Here is an 18454-nt window from a genome sequence, read left to right as displayed (position 1 = left end):
CTGCCATTCATTTAGGTATCGCCTGCTTAACCAGTAACAATCCTTATATTTAAGTTGTGAGCCTACTATAAATCACTTAGAAATCGTTTGCAAGCTTTTTTTCTAAGAACTAGCTATATCATTTCTGGAGGTTACACGCTGTATATGAATCGTCAAATACACTTTTTCATCAATCGACATAGCACTTTCATGCTTTAACTCTAAATATTGATTGATTAATTGGGTGCATTGAAAAGCCTTCTCGTATTTATCTTTGACTTGGTCATACAAGAAATTATCCCCTGAAGCTAGTTGTTCTTGTTCATTGCTCAGCAATCGTTGGGCAAAGTACTGCAAATGAGTAATAAAACGGGAATAATTGAACGAAGTTTCATCCAGTGTAATCTCGTAGTAATCGGTTACAATGTTGAAAATGTCATCAATAATCTCGGTAATCTCAACCGTTTGTTTCATTCCCTGACCGTCTTGTCTTGCATTTACAAAATGCATAGCAATAAAGCTTGCTTCATGCTCATCCATTTGGATGCCAAATTGAGCATGGATGATGTCCAATGCGTTCATTCCGATCATAAATTCTTTTTTGTAAAATTTTTTAATTTGCCATAACAGTGAATTTTTAAGTCCTACGGATTTTCTGTATCGAGAGATGGCAAATTGAATATGGTCAATCAGAGAAATATAGATATTGTCACTAAAAATATCTCCCATTTCCTTTTTTGCGCTGCCTACAATTTCATCCGCCACCTTTAAATACTCTACAGATGTTTCCCCAATAAGATCTATTAATTTTTGTGGAATTTTATCGGACTTTAATACAAAGGTTTTTTCTATTTTGTCTTCATCGACCCTCTGGCCATTTTTCTTTTTAAAGCCTAGACCATTCCCTATGACAACAAATTCATGACCCACCTGATTTTCGACTCGGATAACATTGTTGTTAAAAATTTGCCGGATGATCATTTATCTGCTCACCTCATTGATGTAATGACAAAGTTTGTAATAACAAAAAAAAACCAAATAACGACTAAATCAATTAGTCATTATTTGGGTATCGCCTGCTCACCAGTAACAATCCCGAAGGGCACTTCACCCCTCATTCAATTACTCTTACTATACCGCTTTCAATGCAGAATAACAATACAATCATGCCAAAAAACCGCCAAACACTCGGAATCCTTTGTGCTTAGCAGTTTTTTAGGTTCATGCTTAACTTTCTTGCTCTTTGCAAAACACCTCTTTGGCAACCTGAATGGCTGAGGCTGCCCGGGGCCATCCTACATAAAAGGCAAGCTGTGTAATGACTTCAACCAGTTCTTCCTCCGAAATCCCGTTTTCCTTGGCCAGGTTCAGATGATAAGGAAGTTGATTCACATGCTCACCCGCTACCAGAGCGGCAACTGTAATGAGACTCCGTTCCCTTAGAGATAGCTCACCTCTTCTCCATACATCTCCAAAAAGGACATCCTCCGTATAACCTACAAAAGCGGGAGCAAAATCACCGATCGTTTCCCGAACACTCGATCTAATCAATTTATGCTTCATACAATCATCTGGGCAAGTCCATTGCCAAAGGACCAATCCTCTAATTCAGTCTCTACCAGTGTCACAAAAACATCCTCCGGTCGGACTTTACATTCAATAGAGATGAGTTCGGCTAATCTTTGGTAAAAATCCTTTTTTTGTTCCGTAGTTCTACCCGATCCCATCGTAATTTGGATGTACAGCAGCTTGTCTGTTCTGGATACATTCAAATAATCGGGACTATAATAAAACTCGCTTTGCTTATGAGCATGAAAAGCCTGAAAGTAATCTTTTTCCGGAACCTGAAAATGTTCGATCAAAGCATTCATGATACAGCAGCTAATGTCAGACAGCTCTTGCTCTGTGTATTGTTGCTCCATGTAGCCAACTCGTACAAATGGCATGTTCATCTCTCCTATCCGTTGGGATAAGATGATTGTACTCCCCTTACTTTCATCTGTATAATTGAAAATAATCATAAATATATTCAATTTCATCGATGGAGATGAGCAAGCGTGGATCTGAAAGAATTAACTACATTTCGTACCATAATCGAAGAAGGAACGTTTTCAAAAGCTGCTGTCAAATTAAACTACGCTCAGTCTACAGTCACGAACCAAATCCAGAGGCTTGAAAAAGAGCTGGGATTTCAACTTTTTAAAAGGGGTTGGGATGCGGAGTTAACGTCCCCGGGCAAACTATATGCCGAGGAGATAGACGGACTTATTCAGCATTGGAATTTTGTAATGGACCAGGCGAAGTCGCTGAAAAAGGAGGAGATCGGCACGCTCCATATCGGTGTGCTTGAAACGGTAGCGGCTACCTTACTCCCCTTGGCTCTGCAGCAGTTTCGAGAGCATAAACCGAATATTACATGTCATTTTACAGTTGGAAACACGGATGCACTCGCACATGCTTTGGTGGATGGTAAGCTGGATTTTGCTATCTCTGGGGAACCTCACTCCATTCCTTCTTTACACTTTGAATCCATATTTCACGAACACATCGCCTTTATTGTGTCCCGTAATCATCCCTTCGCGGCAAAAAGTGAGCTTCAGCTCGAAGATCTGTACGCGTATCCGCTTATCGTCGGAGGTAAGAACTGCTTGTACCATATACGACTGGAGAAAGAGCTTTCACACTTCCCGTCGATGCCGTTTTTTTATACTGTCAGTCAAATCTCGTCGATCCCCACGTTCGTAAAAACGATTCCTTCAGTTGGAGTGGTTCTATCGTCAATGCCTTTGCCGGAGGAACTGGTCACCGTCCCCCTCCAGTTAACAGACCCTAATATTGCCATTGGACTATTACAAAACAACCATCACCAGCAGTATATGTCTTCGGCCCGAAAGCTATTTATACAGCTGGTTAAGGAGCTTTGCAGGCTATAGCATCTATGCAAGACTACTAATAAGTTATATCATCTTTGCATAAAGAAAAAGCCGCTAAACACTCAGAAACCTGGTGTTTAGCGGCTTTACTATTTTGAAGGCCTAAGAAAATGTGGCCCTCTCTTTATTTTTATACTCTTGTTGTCATACCTGTTATTTCGCTTCAAGCGGTTTTTTCCACAGTCCCAGAATGAGCGCGGAAATTACGGAACCAATCACCACTGCAAGCAAGAACAGCAAAGCATGATTGGCAAGAGCTGCTACAAAAATTCCGCCATGTGGAGCTGGAAGATTGATTTGCCAGAACTGCGTCAGACCACCAGCAATCGCTGAACCTACAATACAAGAGGTTAAGACACGCAGAGGATCAGCAGCTGCGAATGGAATGGCTCCTTCCGTAATGAAGGACAATCCAAGTACATAGTTCGTCAAGCCAGACTTGCGCTCTTGCTCAGTAAACTTATTTTTGAAGAACGTCGAAGCTAATGCGATTGCCAGCGGAGGTACCATGCCGCCCGCCATAACAGCCGCCATCATAGCTCCGTTCGTGTTACCACTGGAAGTAAAGACACCGATCGAAAATGCGTAAGCTGCCTTGTTGAAAGGTCCACCCATGTCAATCGACATCATTCCGCCCAGGATCAGACCCAAAATAACTGCATTACCTGTTCCTAAATTGTTCAGAACGTTGACAAGCCACGTATTAATACCACCGAAAATTGGATCAAACAGGTAGAACATAATCGCGCCTGTAATTAGGAGTCCGAATACCGGGTATAACAAGATTGGTTTTAAACCATCCAGCGTTTTTGGTAGACCTGCAAAAGCTTTACGCAGGAAGATCACCACATAACCAGCCAGAAAACCTGCTGCCAGACCGCCAAGGAAACCTGCATTGGAGTTTACAGCCATCAGACCCCCAACCATACCTGGCATCAGTGCCGGGCGGTCTCCAATACTCATCGCGATAAATCCGGCCAGTATCGGAATCAGGAAGTGGAACGCACCTGTTCCGCCGCCAATCGTTTGTAACAGTTGGAAGAATACATTATCTTCTCCCGCTACCTGTTCAATCAAGAAGGAAATGGCTAGCAAGATCCCCCCGCCTACAACGAATGGTAGCATATGAGAAATACCGTTCATTAAATCCTTGTAGATTTTGCTGCCTACGCTGCTCTTCTCCGCTTTCGACTCTTCAGCGCTGCCTTTACCTTCACTACGATAAATTGGCGCATCGCCGTTCAGCGCTTTGCGGATCAGTTCCTCAGATTTACGAATACCGTCACTTACCGGTCTTTGTAATACAGGTTTACCGTCAAATCTGGCCATTTCAACCTTCTTGTCAGCTGCGACGATTACTCCTTTGGCACGACGAATTTCATCCGCTGTCAGTACGTTTTGTGCGCCTTCCGAGCCATTCGTCTCTACACGGATATTCACACCCATTTCTTTCGCTTTCTTAATAAGAGCATCTTCAGCCATAAACGTGTGTGCAATGCCTGTAGGACAAGCGGTCACTGCAACCACAAACTCGTCAGAATTCGGATTGCCAACGATAACGTCTGGCGTTTGCTGCGCTTTGGCTGCCTCTTTCTTAGCCTCTTTTGCTTTTTTGGCAGCTTCTTCTTCCGCCTGCTTGGTATCAAACAACACAGATACTTCATCCGGTGTTTGCGTTTTCATAAGGTTCCCGATAAAATCGGTATCAATTAAGAGCCGGGAAAGGGCTGCCAGTGTGCGAAGATGCGTATTTGCTGCCCCCTCTGGAGCCGCAATCATAAAGAACACTTTTGCCGGCTCACCGTCCAACGATTCGAATTCTACGCCTTTACTGCTTTTGGCGAAAACGACAGTCGCTTCATTCACAGCTTTGGTCTTGGCATGCGGCATCGCAATGCCGCCGCCGATTCCAGTGCTGGACTCTGCTTCACGTTTGTAAATCATTTCTTTAAACAAGGCACGGTCATTAATACGTCCACTTGCTTCAAGGCTAGCAATGAGCTCCTCAATCGCCTCGTCCTTTGTCGTCGCCTGCAGGTCCATGATCATCGTTTCTTTAATCATCAGGTCTGTTATTCTCATTTTTCACACTCTCCTAAGTTCGGTCAGCGTGTCGATACACGCATAATAAGCTCATGATGCAGCCGGATTACCGTTTTGAAATCGTGACTTGCGGCCGTAATTGTTCAATTTTCTCTCTAGTAGCCAGATCATCGGAAAACGCAGTTGCGCTTCCGGATGCCACTCCTGCACGGAATGCTTCGATCGGATCGCCATGAAGAGCCAGCGTACCCACGAATCCAGCAATCATTGAATCACCTGCGCCTACAGAATTTTTAACCGTTCCTGCTGGTACATTTGCGTGATACACTTCATCTGCCGTAATGAACAAAGCCCCTTCTCCTGCCATGGAAATCAGTACATTTTTTGCACCTGCTTCCAGCAGCTTACGACCGTAAGTGACGATCTCCTCCTTTGAGTGAATAGTTACGCCAAACAACTCAGCCAACTCGTGGTGATTTGGCTTGATGAGCAGCGGTTTATGAACCAGTGCCTTCATCAGCGCCTCACCTGTGGTGTCGATGACGAATTCAGCCCCAGTTTGCTGGCATACGCTAATCAGCCGATCATAGAAGTCTCCTCCAAGTGACGGCGGGATACTTCCCGACAAGACGACAATGTCATTTTTCTGGAGTGCGGCCAGCTTTTGCACCAACGCATCGGCCTCTTGCTCACGAATCACAGGTCCCAAACCGTTAATTTCCGTTTCATCGCCATGCTTGAGTTTAATGTTAATCCGTGTGTCATCTTCGATCATTACAAAATCAGTTTTAATGGATTCTTCCCGCAATGTATCGTCGATAAACCTGCCTGTGAATCCTCCTAGAAAGCCGATCGCCGTGCTATCTGCTCCCAGCTGGTTTAGTACACGTGATACATTAATTCCTTTACCACCTGGCAATTTCAAATCACGTTTCATCCGGTTCAAATCACCAAGCTCCAAATCGTCAACTTCCACGATATAATCAATGGAAGGGTTCAGCGTTACTGTATATATCATTGTTATCCCTCGATTATCTTAGTTTTCTGAGCGATGGATCGGCGTGAGCGTTCTGGCATCGATTCGGTAATAAGTATAGCTTCCTTGAGCTCGAACAGTTTGGCGAAGGTTACTTCTCCAATTTTGCTGGAATCGGCCAACACATACGTTTTGCCTGACAACTGATGGGCTCGCCGCTTGATTAGCGCCTCTTCAGGATCAGGAGTCGTATACCCCATTTCCATATCCACCCCGTTCGTTCCTAGAAAGCACTTGTCGAATCGAAAATTGTCCAAATTTTGTAGGGCAATACTGCCAATTACGGCTTTGGTATGAATTTTCATCATCCCTCCCAGTAGATAGCTTCTGATTCTTTTACTTACCAGTGCTTCTACGTGGGATAGACCATTCGTCACGACCGTCACGTCTTTAGCTTCAATGTAAGGAATCATCGCCATCGTTGTTGTTCCCGCATCCAGATAAATACATTCGCCATCCAAAATTTCTTTGGCTGCCATGCGGGCGACTGCGTTTTTTTGTTGAACGTTTTTGAATGTTTTTTCTTCCATGCCAGGTTCCTGACTTTTCTGATTCAGTAAGGTTGCCCCACCATGAATCCGTTTTAGCAACTGACGGCCCTCAAGATCTATCAAATCGCGCCGAATTGTTGATTCAGAAGCTCCCAACAGATCAGCCAATTCCTGCAACTTTACAACACCACGTTCTTGTAAGCGCTGTATTATTAACTTGTATCTTTCCTCCGTCAGCATCTTCATTCCCCCAACTGTTTATATCGTACCACAAACCTGATAAAAAACAATCATTTTTCTCCAAAAAGATTCAAAAAAATTCATTCCAACTTCATTTTTTTACAAAATGGTGAATTCCCGCTCCAATCGACATGATTGCGTTTACATTTTAAAGAAAATTCATCTACTTTTATGTAAATTCATTCTTCTTACATAGGAATTCAGCAGTAAACGTTCAAAAACGTTCTAAAGCTTCCATCAGTACTATTTTACCATTATGCGCACAATTCGTCCCAATTTCCCTGAAACCTCATTAAGCTCATACGTAACCATTCCTGATGAGCATTAGGCACCTGTGTACACTAGCGCTGTATTTTAAAATAACAAGAGCCATGACTGCGTGCATACCGCATTCATGGCTCACCTTGTTATGATACATATTCACCCTCAATAATCTTCTCCAGATAATCTTCCGGCTGTGCAAGAAACTCAGCAAAGCTGCACACATCCGCATATTCCTGATGCTCCTCGTCATAATAACCCAGGCACTTCTGCTTTGGATTCCACACCAATATAATATCCGAGTAATTATCTACGTTTAGAGACAGACGCAATAGCTTTTGCCGATCTACCTTCATCTCAACCGTATCGATAAATGAAAAGAAATCAACAAATTGAATATTAAGATCATTTTCTGGCAGGTTCACACGGAGCTGATCCCCCATCAGAAAGGCTATTAAATCCTTCGGAAGCTTGTAGCTTTTCAAAGCATGTCGTTTATTTTCCAGATTATGGAATACCTGTGGCTCTACAGACTTTAAATACTCAGCCATTTCTACGTTTTTAATACTTAGTGCAATTGTATATGCCCGTTCTCCATCTTTTTCTGCCAGCGTCACATCAGCGCCTAGCTGAACCAAATACTTCACCATCGAAAAATCGTTGTTGCGCGCCGCCACTGTCAAAGGCGTGGCTTTATATGGATATACCATATTAGGGGCATTGAAATTAATATCTACGCCATGTTCCAATAGTAAAGCTACTGTTTTCAAGTCATGCTCACTAACTGCGTTGCGGAGTGTTGCTCCAGCATGCTGCTTCATATCGAGGCCCAGCTCATGGATAAGCAGCATATTACTTTTGTTACCGTAGTAGGCTTGCTCATAAGCACCAGATTTGACATGATTTTTACCGTCCAGCTTGGCGCCATGGGCGACCACATAACGGACAATCTCTTCGGTACCATAGCGAACAGCCGTCAGGAATGCGGGATTATCCTTCACATTAAGTTGGACCCCCTCATCGACCAGTAGCTTCAAGACTTCCATTTGCCCAGTGATGAGTGTAATATCCAGTGGACTTAATGTCGTATATTTGCTGAGTACGATCCCTTGTTCTATATCCCAGCCTTCGGTCAGCGCCTGGCGTAAAGCGGGTATATTGCCTTGAACGATATGCATCGCTATCTCAGGAAGAACCTTGAAATTGCCTACATCTTTTAATTTAATCATGGTTATTACCTCACTCTTTATGTATCTACTATTAATCATGTATATCTATTTTATACCAACCTCTCTTTTATATAAATCCAACAGATTCCCCAAAATTCATTATTCACTCTATCGCAAACAAGTGAGTAATAGAGGTCAATATACCTTATAGAAGCTATAATTGTATTATGATTCTGTATACCCTGTGCAACCGAAAAGGAGAACATATGAATAGCATTCAATATTTGTCCCAATTTAATTTGCTTCATAGTCTCTCATTAGAAGATTTAATTGAAATGGATCAAATGACCTCCATTACGACTATACCGAAAAAAAACTTTATACAAACTCCAGAGACCTTTTCCGAGGGACTTTATTTTGTGAAAAAGGGCAAAGTACGTCTATATAAGCTAAATGCTGACGGGAAGCAATTTACTTTGGATATCCTCCGCGAGGGAAATGTATTTGGTGAAATGGATATGATTTCACTAGGAACAAGGGAGATGTATATAGAAACGATAGAAGAATGCGATATCTGCCGTATGGACAAAGACCGATTCGAGCATTTTTTAATAGAACATCCCAGGTTCATGATGAACATGATCAAGGTGTTAAGTGACCGAATTTCAGGAATGAGCAGTCTGGCCCAGCATTTAGCTTTGGGAAATTTACAGGATAAAATTTTGTATATTCTTCTGAAATTGTCCGATCAGTTCCCCCTCCAAAGCCGTGATGAGTATTGCAAAATCAATTTTCCTCTCTCTCATCAAGAAATTGCGAATCTGGTCGGGGCCACCCGTGAGGCTGTAACAGCTGCTCTTCAGGAGCTTGTCAAAGAAAAGGTCATTAAAACCGGCTTTAAGACGATTTACATCCATCGCGAAAAGTTAGTGAAGTTGTAAACTACATTACATCTATACTCCAACCCAAAAAAGTATCGTATACCTATCAGACAATTTACGATATGGAGTGGATGAAATGTTACAACGAAAAGGTGCTCGCAAAGGGTCAGATATTCCTAGTGATGTGCTTCAGCTGCTACAGCAAGGGCGGCTTCAGACGGTGAATCTCACCGAATGGCTGGCTGTCGATCATGTTGTACTATTGCAAAATACTCTTGATGAATTTGGCTTGCAGCAATCATCCGATGTCTTCCTGACCGAATTGAATGAGCTGAAGGAAAAGAAGATCATGAAAATGATACCCGCAATCGCGCGAGCGTGGCTTCATGTGTTTGAGCAACAAGCGATAGAAGAACGTATTCGCATCTTTGATGCGATGGCCTCGCATCTTTCAGACAGCATTCGCTGCTGGGCTGCCTACATCATCGGGGTTGATCCCTGTTTAAGTGTAGAGGAAAAATTGGCTGGCATTCGCCCCTTTGCAGCGGATTCCCATTTCGGAGTACGTGAAATAGCCTGGATGGCCGTGAGAGAATCCATATCCTTGCAACTGCTTGAAGGGCTTGCCCTGTTAGACAGTTGGGTGCGAGATGAGGATGCTAACATACGTCGTTTTGCCATTGAATTAACCCGGCCACAAGGCGTTTGGGCCAAGCACATCCCTGAACTAAAAGAACATCCCGAGTTGGCTCTTCCGCTCTTGGAGGCTGTTCAGTCCGATCCGGTCAAATATGTCCAGGACTCCGTTGGCAATTGGTTGAATGATGCCAGCAAAACCAACCCGGAATGGGTTCTTCAAGTTTGTAATGCATGGCTGATGGCTTCGGATACTAAAGAAACGAAGCGAATAGTAACCCGGGCCCAAAGAAGCTTGAACAAAGAGAAATAATTAGAAGACTCCTCCCCATCCAATCCATATCTAGAGTATTCACATAAACTATTATATTTATCTGGAGTATTAGGAATGAGGAATTCCTATGTCTATTATTCAAATCTATCTGGAAGCAGACAGTATCGTATCTGGAAACATTGCTATCACAACAAGTATCAATGTCACTCCAGTGGTTAATCGTTACACAGCTATTGTCGTGCTTGGTAATATATTAGGTGGAGTGACCACTATCCCAGCACAAAATTTCACGAATGATAGTGGTACTTCAGTCGCGGCAAATAGTCTTGTTGTTCCGACCAGTAGCGGATACTACAATGTATTTGTAAATGGGACGTTGCAGCGAGGCGGCTTAACAACGCTTTCTGCTACAAACCTAATTATAAATACAGGCCTGATTGTTGGCGCGACAGTAGTCGTTGAAGTTATTAATTTCAACTCTAGTGCCTCCTCAACCTCTGTCAACAATGTTCAGTAACGACTACCATAAGCGACTGAGCTACGTAAAACAGGACAAACGCCTCTTTTTTATAATTTTATAAAAGGGTAAAATTTCCTTTGTAAATATGAAACAGAGGGAGTTATTTCCATGAAATTCAATTTTGCGCATTTCCGATTTTATGTTATTGCACTGATCGCAGTGCTCATGCTTACCAGCTGCACCTCAAAAAATGCTGCAACTGCAGTCCAAACAAATTCTGATGTAGACAATGCGACTCATAGTACAACAGTTGTAGACAAAGAAAGTCAGCCTGTTCTACCCGTCACAGAGTCGCTGCCTCATACCGTTACCTCGGATAAGGATCTTGTGGCTCTTACCATTCCCGCTGGCTGGCGTAAATTTAAACAGGGACAACTGGATTCGGTGCTTAGTGTTTGTGACAAAGAAAAAAAGAATGTAGGTCTGGTTTTCCGTGTCCCCAAGTCAGCTTTTGCAAATAATATGACGCTCGACGAATTCGTACAGCAACGTGAAGAAATCTCCGCATTGGGCCTAGAAAACTTTAAGGCTGTGGATACTACCCCAATCCAGATTGATTCCACAACCGCCAGAACAGCCGATTATAGCGGGAAATACAATGGCCAACAGGTCTATTACTTCAGTGCCATGTTAGAGAGTAAGCAGCACTATCTTCAAGTATTAATCTATTCAAGGGGAGGCTCTGCAGTAGAACAACATCACGAATTTGCAACTATAGCCAGCTCCTTGAAAGTCTTAAGCGACTCACAAGTTAAGCCAGACCTTCGCTCAACAACTATTTTGAAAACATTTAAAAGTGAAGATGCCACGCAACAAATTCGTCTCCCTTATATATGGAAGACTGGTTTAATTCTTAATCCAGATGCGTTAATTCAAGCTTGGTATGAAAAAAACGATGCATACATGACGATCATCAAGGATTGGAAATCCGAACTGCCGTATGAGAAATCCTCAATGATCACATTAAAAGATTACGCTGAGTTTTCAGCTCAATTAGTACTCAAAAGGTCTGGAAAAGGGATTATTTCGACGGGACCAGTAAAGGTCAATATAAACGGGAATCAAGGCTTGCAATACGAAGTATGGGTAGAGAGTGATAAAGTAAAAATTGTATATCTAATCACTTATTTGGAACATTCCGACTCATTCTCTCAAATTATTTTTTGGACGAGAGCTGATTATTACGATAATCAAAAATCTGAATTTCAAAGATACACCAAAACATACAGAGAAGAAGAAATATAGACATGATAAAATCCGCCAAACACTTAGGAATCTTTGTGTTAAGCGGATTTTGTCTATATGACTATCACAGCTTGAAATTCTAAAAGCTTCCCCTTGTTTAGATAGGAGATGTTACTTGTACATCCTTTTATTTTTTGTGGGCTAATAAGAGATTAACTATGGTATCCAGCTGAAGGCCTTTCCATAGCTCACTATGCAGAATCTGATTAGCCCCTTCATCTTCTGAACCGTATACAAAGATGTGATCTCCCATATACTCGGGTAAAACCTCAAGTGAAATATTTTCAAATCCTTCTTTCATATTCAATGCCTTCTTGGTAGGTGGCAGCTTTAGCATCTGATAAATGGTCGGACTTCCGTAATTGCCGCCTTTCGCTGCCAAAACATATATCGATTTATTGGCGACTTGTACAATTGAAACCGTCTCTCCGTCCTTAACGATACCTTGAATTTTCATTCTGGCCTCTGCAGCTTTCTTCTCGTATTCAGTAATCCACTGTTCGGCTTCTTTCTGCTTGCCAAAGATTTCACTGATTCTACGGAATTTATCCAGTGGCCCCGCTGTAGATTCGCCCTCCCAATACGGCAAGAACACGGTCGTTCCTACCTTTTGGTAGCTGTCGATGTTCTTTTCGATTGAGCCGATAATTAAATCCGGTTGCAGAACGGTCAGTTCCTCCAAATCCATAGGAAAATCACCGAGATCCTTGATTCCGGCCAACTTCTCTTTGGGATATCCCGATCGATCAATCCAAGCCTCATTCAGCATATAGCTTCTGACCCCTACCGGAATAATCCCCAGTTTCAAAAGATGACCCATATACTGATCCGATGCCACTCGTTTCGGGTTTGCAGGTACTTCCACATCACCTTTTAATGTCTTAACCGTTCTTATCTGCGCTTGTACTGCCGCTTGTCCATCGCTGTTGGATGTTGTCGCTGTATGATTAGCCTTCGTTTGCGAACTTCCATTTGTATTCGTCGGAGCCGAGCAAGCTCCCAGCATCAATGATAAACACAGCATAATCATCATGGTCGTTATTTTAACTCTTCCGTGCATGAATGAATCCCCTTCCGCATGATACCGATATTGATAATCAATATCAGTATAACGTGTGAAAGATGTCCGCTGAAGGGCATATTTAAGCATCGTTTGGGGCATATCCTGATCTTGCTTCTGGGCAGGATGCTCCCGCTCCTTTTTGAATCGTACGGGAGATAGTCCCTTATATTTCTTGAAGCTGCGACTTAACGAATGGGCATCTGGATATCCCACACGCTCTGCGATCTCCTGTAAAGTGGCGTACGTCTGCATTAGCAGTTTTGCCGCTCGTTCTGCTCTTACTTGGCCCAAGTAATGAATCGGACTGGTATGCATTTTACTTTTGAACAACCTGGATAAATGTCCGGTACTGCATTCTAGCTCCTTCGCAATGGACTCAAGTGTCATAGACTGACTGAAATGATCGCGAATATATGTTACAGCTTGCGCTATCAAGTCGGGCTTAAGAGGTTCGATGCCCTGCCAATACAACTGCTGCAACAACTCGTATACAAATTGATGAAACAAGGCTTTAACATGCAGTTTGCCAAGTCCAGAAGCTCCACGCCATTCTTGCTCCAACAGCTTCACTTTCTCGTACAGGGACAGCGGGTAATGTGGTGCGAAAGCATACTGATTCTGAAAGGGATTTTCCTTTTCCAGCAATTGTGCTATCTCTTTGCGATCAGGCAGGGCCAACGTCGCCCTGTACAAAATGATGTAATATTCAAACACATCCTCCGCCAGGATACTCAGGCACATTCCTTTTCCGCCATGCAGTACATGGAAACGCTCTATCCTGTGAATACTGTTATCCAACCGTACCCGTGCGCTTCCACGCACGGCATATAAGAACGCACTGGCAGGAAGTCGATAGGCTCGAAGCTCCTCTCCTTTTTCGATCTTCCTATGACGAACATCCATCACCTGTATAAAAACATGATTCCACAGCAAAATGTGATCGTTCAACTTCATTACTACCGCTCAGCCCCCATCCAAACCGTTCCTTCAGTTCTTATTCCGTCCTATCAGAATTAAATTTATTATAATTGATAATCATTCTCACAAGCAATCGAATATAACCAACTTCCTCTGAACAGTTTAAAACCATTAATTATGTATGTATATATCAAAATATAAGTAAAAAAGCCCTGCAAAAGGGCTATCTTTCTTGCAATTCATTCTACTGTCGATTAAAGCTCTACCTGTATGACTATGTTCCAAATCGTTTGCGGTACCCGCATTTTCGGCATAACTCTTCTACCGCTTCTCTTTTGGAGAACCCGAAGTACAGACGGTTTGCACGCTCCCCTTCCACAATGTCGGAAAAAGATTGCTCATGCACATTACCTAAATTAATGACACCTTCTCCATCCAGACAGCAAGGGACCACCGTTCCATCCACCAATATCGCTGCTTGGCTACGGAGTGCATGGCAAAAGCCTTTTCCGTCATCTTCCGGGGCACTGAGGCTCGGCCATTCAAATTCGTGGTCCTGATTCAAATAAACGTTTGGTGCGATTTTGACCCCACTACCCGGTATCACCTTTTCCTCAATCCGATAGTCCAGTCCAAACTCTTGCTCCAGTCGTTCAAGTGTTTCCCGATTGCGCTGACGCTGCACATTAGTCAAATTATCTTCAGTCAAGTTCCAGAGACGGAACGAAATAATGACATTGTGTTTCACCGCTTCTCTTACAAACGTGAAAATATTACCCAAATATCCTTCTCGATCCACGGAGCCTTCATGTCCGTCAAAACTATGGAGAGAGAAGTTCATCTGACGCAGCGCTGGTTGCCCAAGCAGCTTATGTCCGGTCTTCGGCAGCAAGGTACCATTAGTGGTAATATTGACCTTTAAGCCTTTCTCATGAGCACTTTCCAGTAAAAGATCAATTTTCGGATGGAGCAACGGCTCTCCTTTTACATGCAAATAGATATAATCTGTATGTGGTTTGACCTGATCAAGCACATTTCGAAAGACTTCCGGATCAATAAATTTTTTGACACGCTGTGTTTGAGGACAAAAGCTGCATGCGAGATTGCAAATGCTCGTTATCTCAATGTATACCTTTTTAAAAGTTTTCAACATGATTTCCCCATTCTAACCTTCATCCTGAGCATCTTGTTTATGCTCACTAATCTTATGATTATAACGGGTTATCACCGACAGGTAAACTCTCCAGTCTCCCCCTTGGTGTGGGCATCAAATGCTCGACACCTACGCCTATCCAAGATTTGTTTGATATTTTCTATTGACCCTAGGTCTGACCTAAGGTTTATAGTGGAGTTATTCAAATATCAGTAAGGAGTCCTCTCATTGAAAGAACACATTACGATCAGCCAGCTTGCTCAGCTTATGAATGTATCTATACATCAACTGCGATATTTTGAAGAAAAGGGAATCCTCTATCCATCACATACTGAAGAAAATCAATATCGGATGTACGGGCTTCATGAGATTTATCAGCTATCGCATATTTTATTACTACGTAAATTAAATGTCCCTGTCGGTCAGATTCAAGAATGTATGACTTCCTATGCTGCCGATGATTATAACCAGCTTTTAGAGCATTCGTTGCAAAAAGTACAAGCTGAAATAGCTAACTTAAAGATGCATGAACAGTTTATTCACAAAGTGTTAGAAGAATATAATAATCGGACCCAGCAGGGCGATGAGTATCAAGTCAAACGATTAGGTCCCCGTCATTTAAAGCTATGGTTTGCATTGGAGAATGGTCAAGAGTTCACTGCCGGAAACCTATTTGAACACCGCCCTGCCCCACCTCGATTATTTGAAAATGACATGCATTACTTGCCTGATGCTGGACAGTTGAAGCTGTGTTATGAAACGGCGGATGTGGCTGACTATATTCTGGAAGAAGGCAACTATCTTTATAAGCATCTTTCCGTCATTGAAGAACCTGAGATTGATTATGAGATCAAACAAATGGAACGATATGTAGCTCATCACCAATATAACTGCCAAAGCAAGATCATTCTAGTAGAAAAATCTTATCTTTCGATGTTCGACAACAACAAGCTACAATATGAAATTCAAGTCAAAGTAGAATAAATCTTGGAGGTGTTACATGAGTGCAAAATCTTTTGACATTGTTGCATACCAAAAACAAGACCATGAAGCTGTTTGCAGTCTTTTAGTCGAATCGTTTAAAGCAAAATTCCAATCTCTTGTTACACTAGAGGATCAAGCTACACAGCAGTTGTTAATGCAGGTTTGGGTTCAAAATCCTTATTCTACATCTATGAAACAATTTGTAGCCAAAGAAAACGAAGAAGTTATCGGTGTTCTTTCCCTTAAATGGAAACCCTCCTACTCTTCACTTCCTGAAACAAACCCCATTTCTTTGACTCCGCTCCTAAAACAGTTTGGTTGTTTCAATGTATTTACATTTTTGGCAGGTATGCATGCGCTAGAGTATACCCCCGCTGCAAATGAGTGTTACATTGATCATTTGGCGATTCGTTCAAGTCATCGTAATCAGGGAATAGGACGCCATCTTGTAGCTTTCGCACAGCAATTTTCGGTTGAATCTGGTTTTCATGCATTGACGCTTCACGTAGCGCATAAGAACCAAGGGGCTATCCGTTTGTATCACCAACTGGCGTTTGAAGTAAAACAATCCAAATATAATGGGTTACGGCATTTTTGGTTCAAGGAGCCTGTATGGCATCTGATGAGTTGGAAAGAGAACCTGCATTCGAGGAGAGAGCATCATTGAAAAAAACACTCAAGCTTACTTTTGGTATTGCGGCAGCTCTGGCTGCTGTCTCGGTACTCATTGTTCTATATCAAAATTCCTACAAGATGACAGAAGAAAAAATACAAATTACGACACCTAAAGGGCTGTTAACAGGTACATTAACTTTGCCTAAAAACTACTCGGGAAAGATTGGTTTGGTTGTTTTTGTCCATGGGGATGGTCCTATTAATGACACCTATGATGATGGATACAAACCACTGTGGGAAAAGTTCGCTTCCAAGGGTTATGCCTCCTTGTCACTGAATAAGCCCGGTATTAACAGCGCTCCTGGTAACTGGCTCGCCCAAAGCATGGAGGACCGCGCACAGGAGATCCGATATGCAATAGACTGGGCAAGAAGCTTACCTATGATTGATAAGCAAAAAATCGGCCTATGGGGAGCCAGTCAAGCAGGATGGGTCATTCCGAAGATCGTTAAAGAGGAGCATGATATTGCATTCAGCATCCTTGTATCGCCTGCCGTGAACTGGATTTCCCAAGGACAATTTAATACCAGAAAAGAACTGGAGCGAGAAGGAGTTACTCCGCAAGAAATTCAAAAGACATTGAACTACGATCAAGAGATTCTACAGTTACTGAAAAGACAGGCTTCTTATGAAGAATATCTAAGCATAGCCGATCCTGACGATATGATTTCCAAAGAAAGATGGAGCTTTATACGCAAAAATTTTCTGTCTGATTCCACCGAAGAATTAGGTCACTTCCATTCTCCTGTACTCTTGGTTCTGGCTGGAAAAGATATTAATGTTGATGCAAAGGATACCGAGCGAGTCTATCGCCAGAAGATACCTCCAGAACTGCTGTCCGTGATTCATTTACCTGAAGCCGACCACTCCATGATGGATGAAAAAATCGCGCGTTCAAAATCTCTAACTTTTTTAACAGCCGTATTCGCCCCAAGAAAATTGGTGAATGACGAGTATCTCGAAATCCTTGCCAATTATGTCAGTGAGCGTTAAACAATGATGTTTTTTTCATACTTCTTTTGAATATGCTAGGATCTGTTTTCTGTGCATTCAGTTACGCGCTCATTCAACTCATAACTGTTCTCGGTTAGACTGGGAATAGATCTATAAACAACAAAAAAACGGCATCTCTGCCGTTTTTTCTAAAAAGATGGACTCTCAGGGACTCGAACCCTGGACCAATTGATTAAGAGTCAACTGCTCTACCAACTGAGCTAAGAGTCCATAATAAAAGTTTGGTGGAGCCTAGGGGGATCGAACCCCTGACCTCATCGCTGCCAGCGATGCGCTCTCCCAGCTGAGCTAAGGCCCCATCATAAGCAAGTTTTATCAACGTTTCAAGCGACTTCTATATCATATAAAATATTTAACCCTGTGTCAATACTTTTATAAAAAAATATAATTTTCTCCCTTCATGGCCCAGAAAAGATACAGTCAGCGATCAGTCGCTGGCTGTATCTTTAGATAACAGTGTTTTCAGTTCCTTCATAAACATATTGATGTCTTTAAACTGACGATAGACGGACGCAAAACGTACGTAGGCGACTTCATCCACTGGGTAAAGCTGTTCCATGACCAGCTCACCAATCTGCTGGCTATCCACTTCTGTGGCTGCTGTGTTGCGGATAGCGTTCTCCACCTGGGATACGATCATATCCAGTTGCTCGACGGATACTGGACGCTTCTCGCAGGCTCGAATGAGACCGCGCAGCATTTTATCACGACTAAACTCTTCACGGCTGCCGTCTTTTTTGATGACCATGAGAGGGGTTTCCTCCACCATTTCAAAGGTGGTAAAACGCCTGGCACACTGCTCACATTCACGGCGGCGACGGATGGACTTGTTATCATTCGCAGGTCGCGAATCCAGCACTTTCGTGCCATTGTAGGCACAATACGGACATTTCATAATCTCACCACTTTCTTTTTCCAATAAATTCCCGAAGACTTTTA

Annotated in this window: 18 protein-coding genes and 2 tRNA genes; 8 read left to right on the top strand and 12 right to left on the bottom strand. The window is 42.6% G+C overall.

Annotation, left to right across the window (positions count from 1 at the left end; genetic code table 11):
- Positions 1-102: 102 nt before the first annotated feature.
- From licT to NSS94_RS08950, 3 genes are all read right to left on the bottom strand, one after another.
- The gene (gene licT, locus NSS94_RS08960) at positions 103-960 is read right to left on the bottom strand and encodes a BglG family transcription antiterminator LicT (RefSeq protein WP_029516650.1); all 858 of its coding nucleotides are present in this window, start codon (positions 958-960) and stop codon (positions 103-105) included.
- Positions 961-1206: 246 nt separating this feature from the next.
- Positions 1207-1542 (bottom strand): carboxymuconolactone decarboxylase family protein, encoded by a 336-nt coding sequence (locus tag NSS94_RS08955; protein WP_029516649.1) that lies wholly within the window; start codon positions 1540-1542, stop codon positions 1207-1209.
- Positions 1539-1925, bottom strand: coding sequence for a tautomerase family protein (locus NSS94_RS08950; RefSeq protein WP_029516648.1), 387 nt, complete (start codon positions 1923-1925; stop codon positions 1539-1541). The genes NSS94_RS08955 and NSS94_RS08950 overlap by 4 nt, the downstream gene beginning before the upstream one ends.
- A 111-nt stretch (positions 1926-2036) precedes the next feature.
- Between NSS94_RS08950 and NSS94_RS08945 the strand changes: the two genes are divergently transcribed.
- A complete protein-coding gene (locus NSS94_RS08945; protein ID WP_341039177.1) occupies positions 2037-2912 on the top strand; it encodes a LysR family transcriptional regulator in 876 nt (291 codons plus the stop codon).
- A gap of 153 nt (positions 2913-3065) precedes the next feature.
- On the opposite strand, the gene NSS94_RS08940 is transcribed toward NSS94_RS08945, so the two are convergent.
- From NSS94_RS08940 to NSS94_RS08925, 4 genes are all read right to left on the bottom strand, one after another.
- On the bottom strand, positions 3066-4994 hold the full coding sequence (locus NSS94_RS08940) for a PTS fructose transporter subunit IIABC (RefSeq protein WP_029516646.1): 1929 nt from the start codon (positions 4992-4994) through the stop codon (positions 3066-3068).
- Between the two features lie 67 nt (positions 4995-5061).
- Positions 5062-5973 carry a 1-phosphofructokinase gene (pfkB, locus tag NSS94_RS08935; protein ID WP_341039176.1) on the bottom strand — a complete coding sequence of 304 codons (912 nt, stop codon included), beginning with the start codon at positions 5971-5973 and terminating at the stop codon, positions 5062-5064.
- A gap of 2 nt (positions 5974-5975) precedes the next feature.
- Complete coding sequence (locus tag NSS94_RS08930; RefSeq protein ID WP_029516644.1) at positions 5976-6722, bottom strand: DeoR/GlpR family DNA-binding transcription regulator; 747 nt, start codon at positions 6720-6722, stop codon at positions 5976-5978.
- Positions 6723-7129: 407 nt separating this feature from the next.
- Positions 7130-8212: an ankyrin repeat domain-containing protein gene (locus NSS94_RS08925; protein ID WP_341039175.1), complete on the bottom strand. Its 1083-nt coding sequence runs from the start codon at positions 8210-8212 to the stop codon at positions 7130-7132.
- Between the two features lie 206 nt (positions 8213-8418).
- On the opposite strand from NSS94_RS08925, the gene NSS94_RS08920 reads away from it, so the two are divergent.
- From NSS94_RS08920 to NSS94_RS08905, 4 genes are all read left to right on the top strand, one after another.
- On the top strand, positions 8419-9093 hold the full coding sequence (locus NSS94_RS08920) for a Crp/Fnr family transcriptional regulator (RefSeq protein ID WP_341039173.1): 675 nt from the start codon (positions 8419-8421) through the stop codon (positions 9091-9093).
- Positions 9094-9169: 76 nt separating this feature from the next.
- The gene (locus NSS94_RS08915; RefSeq protein ID WP_341039172.1) at positions 9170-9982 is read left to right on the top strand and encodes a DNA alkylation repair protein; all 813 of its coding nucleotides are present in this window, start codon (positions 9170-9172) and stop codon (positions 9980-9982) included.
- An 88-nt stretch (positions 9983-10070) separates the two neighbouring features.
- The gene (locus NSS94_RS08910; protein ID WP_341039171.1) at positions 10071-10460 is read left to right on the top strand and encodes a DUF4183 domain-containing protein; all 390 of its coding nucleotides are present in this window, start codon (positions 10071-10073) and stop codon (positions 10458-10460) included.
- A gap of 111 nt (positions 10461-10571) precedes the next feature.
- Positions 10572-11708 carry a hypothetical protein gene (locus NSS94_RS08905; RefSeq protein ID WP_069012187.1) on the top strand — a complete coding sequence of 379 codons (1137 nt, stop codon included), beginning with the start codon at positions 10572-10574 and terminating at the stop codon, positions 11706-11708.
- Between the two features lie 127 nt (positions 11709-11835).
- Here the strand turns inward: NSS94_RS08905 and NSS94_RS08900 are convergent, their stop codons facing one another.
- Both NSS94_RS08900 and NSS94_RS08895 read right to left on the bottom strand, forming a co-directional pair.
- Positions 11836-13725: an AraC family transcriptional regulator gene (locus tag NSS94_RS08900; RefSeq protein WP_341039170.1), complete on the bottom strand. Its 1890-nt coding sequence runs from the start codon at positions 13723-13725 to the stop codon at positions 11836-11838.
- 238 nt (positions 13726-13963) lie between these two features.
- Positions 13964-14842, bottom strand: coding sequence for a radical SAM/SPASM domain-containing protein (locus tag NSS94_RS08895; protein WP_039269916.1), 879 nt, complete (start codon positions 14840-14842; stop codon positions 13964-13966).
- A gap of 228 nt (positions 14843-15070) precedes the next feature.
- Between NSS94_RS08895 and NSS94_RS08890 the strand changes: the two genes are divergently transcribed.
- From NSS94_RS08890 to NSS94_RS08880, 3 genes are read left to right on the top strand one after another with little or no spacing between them, the layout of a single operon-like run.
- The gene (locus tag NSS94_RS08890) at positions 15071-15826 is read left to right on the top strand and encodes a helix-turn-helix domain-containing protein (protein ID WP_341039169.1); all 756 of its coding nucleotides are present in this window, start codon (positions 15071-15073) and stop codon (positions 15824-15826) included.
- Between the two features lie 16 nt (positions 15827-15842).
- Positions 15843-16493 carry a GNAT family N-acetyltransferase gene (locus NSS94_RS08885; RefSeq protein WP_341039168.1) on the top strand — a complete coding sequence of 217 codons (651 nt, stop codon included), beginning with the start codon at positions 15843-15845 and terminating at the stop codon, positions 16491-16493.
- The gene (locus tag NSS94_RS08880) at positions 16490-17494 is read left to right on the top strand and encodes an alpha/beta hydrolase family protein (RefSeq protein WP_341039167.1); all 1005 of its coding nucleotides are present in this window, start codon (positions 16490-16492) and stop codon (positions 17492-17494) included. The genes NSS94_RS08885 and NSS94_RS08880 overlap by 4 nt, the downstream gene beginning before the upstream one ends.
- A 158-nt stretch (positions 17495-17652) precedes the next feature.
- Here the strand turns inward: NSS94_RS08880 and NSS94_RS08875 are convergent.
- The 3 genes from NSS94_RS08875 to nrdR all read right to left on the bottom strand — a co-directional run bounded on the left by NSS94_RS08875 (position 17653) and on the right by nrdR (position 18410).
- Positions 17653-17725, bottom strand: a tRNA-Lys gene (locus NSS94_RS08875).
- A 12-nt stretch (positions 17726-17737) separates the two neighbouring features.
- Positions 17738-17813: transfer RNA gene (locus NSS94_RS08870), tRNA-Ala, on the bottom strand.
- A gap of 129 nt (positions 17814-17942) precedes the next feature.
- Positions 17943-18410 (bottom strand): transcriptional regulator NrdR, encoded by a 468-nt coding sequence (nrdR, locus tag NSS94_RS08865; protein ID WP_013309614.1) that lies wholly within the window; start codon positions 18408-18410, stop codon positions 17943-17945.
- Positions 18411-18454: the final 44 nt, after the last annotated feature.

The organism is Paenibacillus sp. FSL L8-0644 (genome assembly GCF_038008165.1).
Taxonomy (GTDB): domain Bacteria; phylum Bacillota; class Bacilli; order Paenibacillales; family Paenibacillaceae; genus Paenibacillus; species Paenibacillus polymyxa_D.
This window is presented reverse-complemented; position numbering and strand designations above follow the sequence as displayed.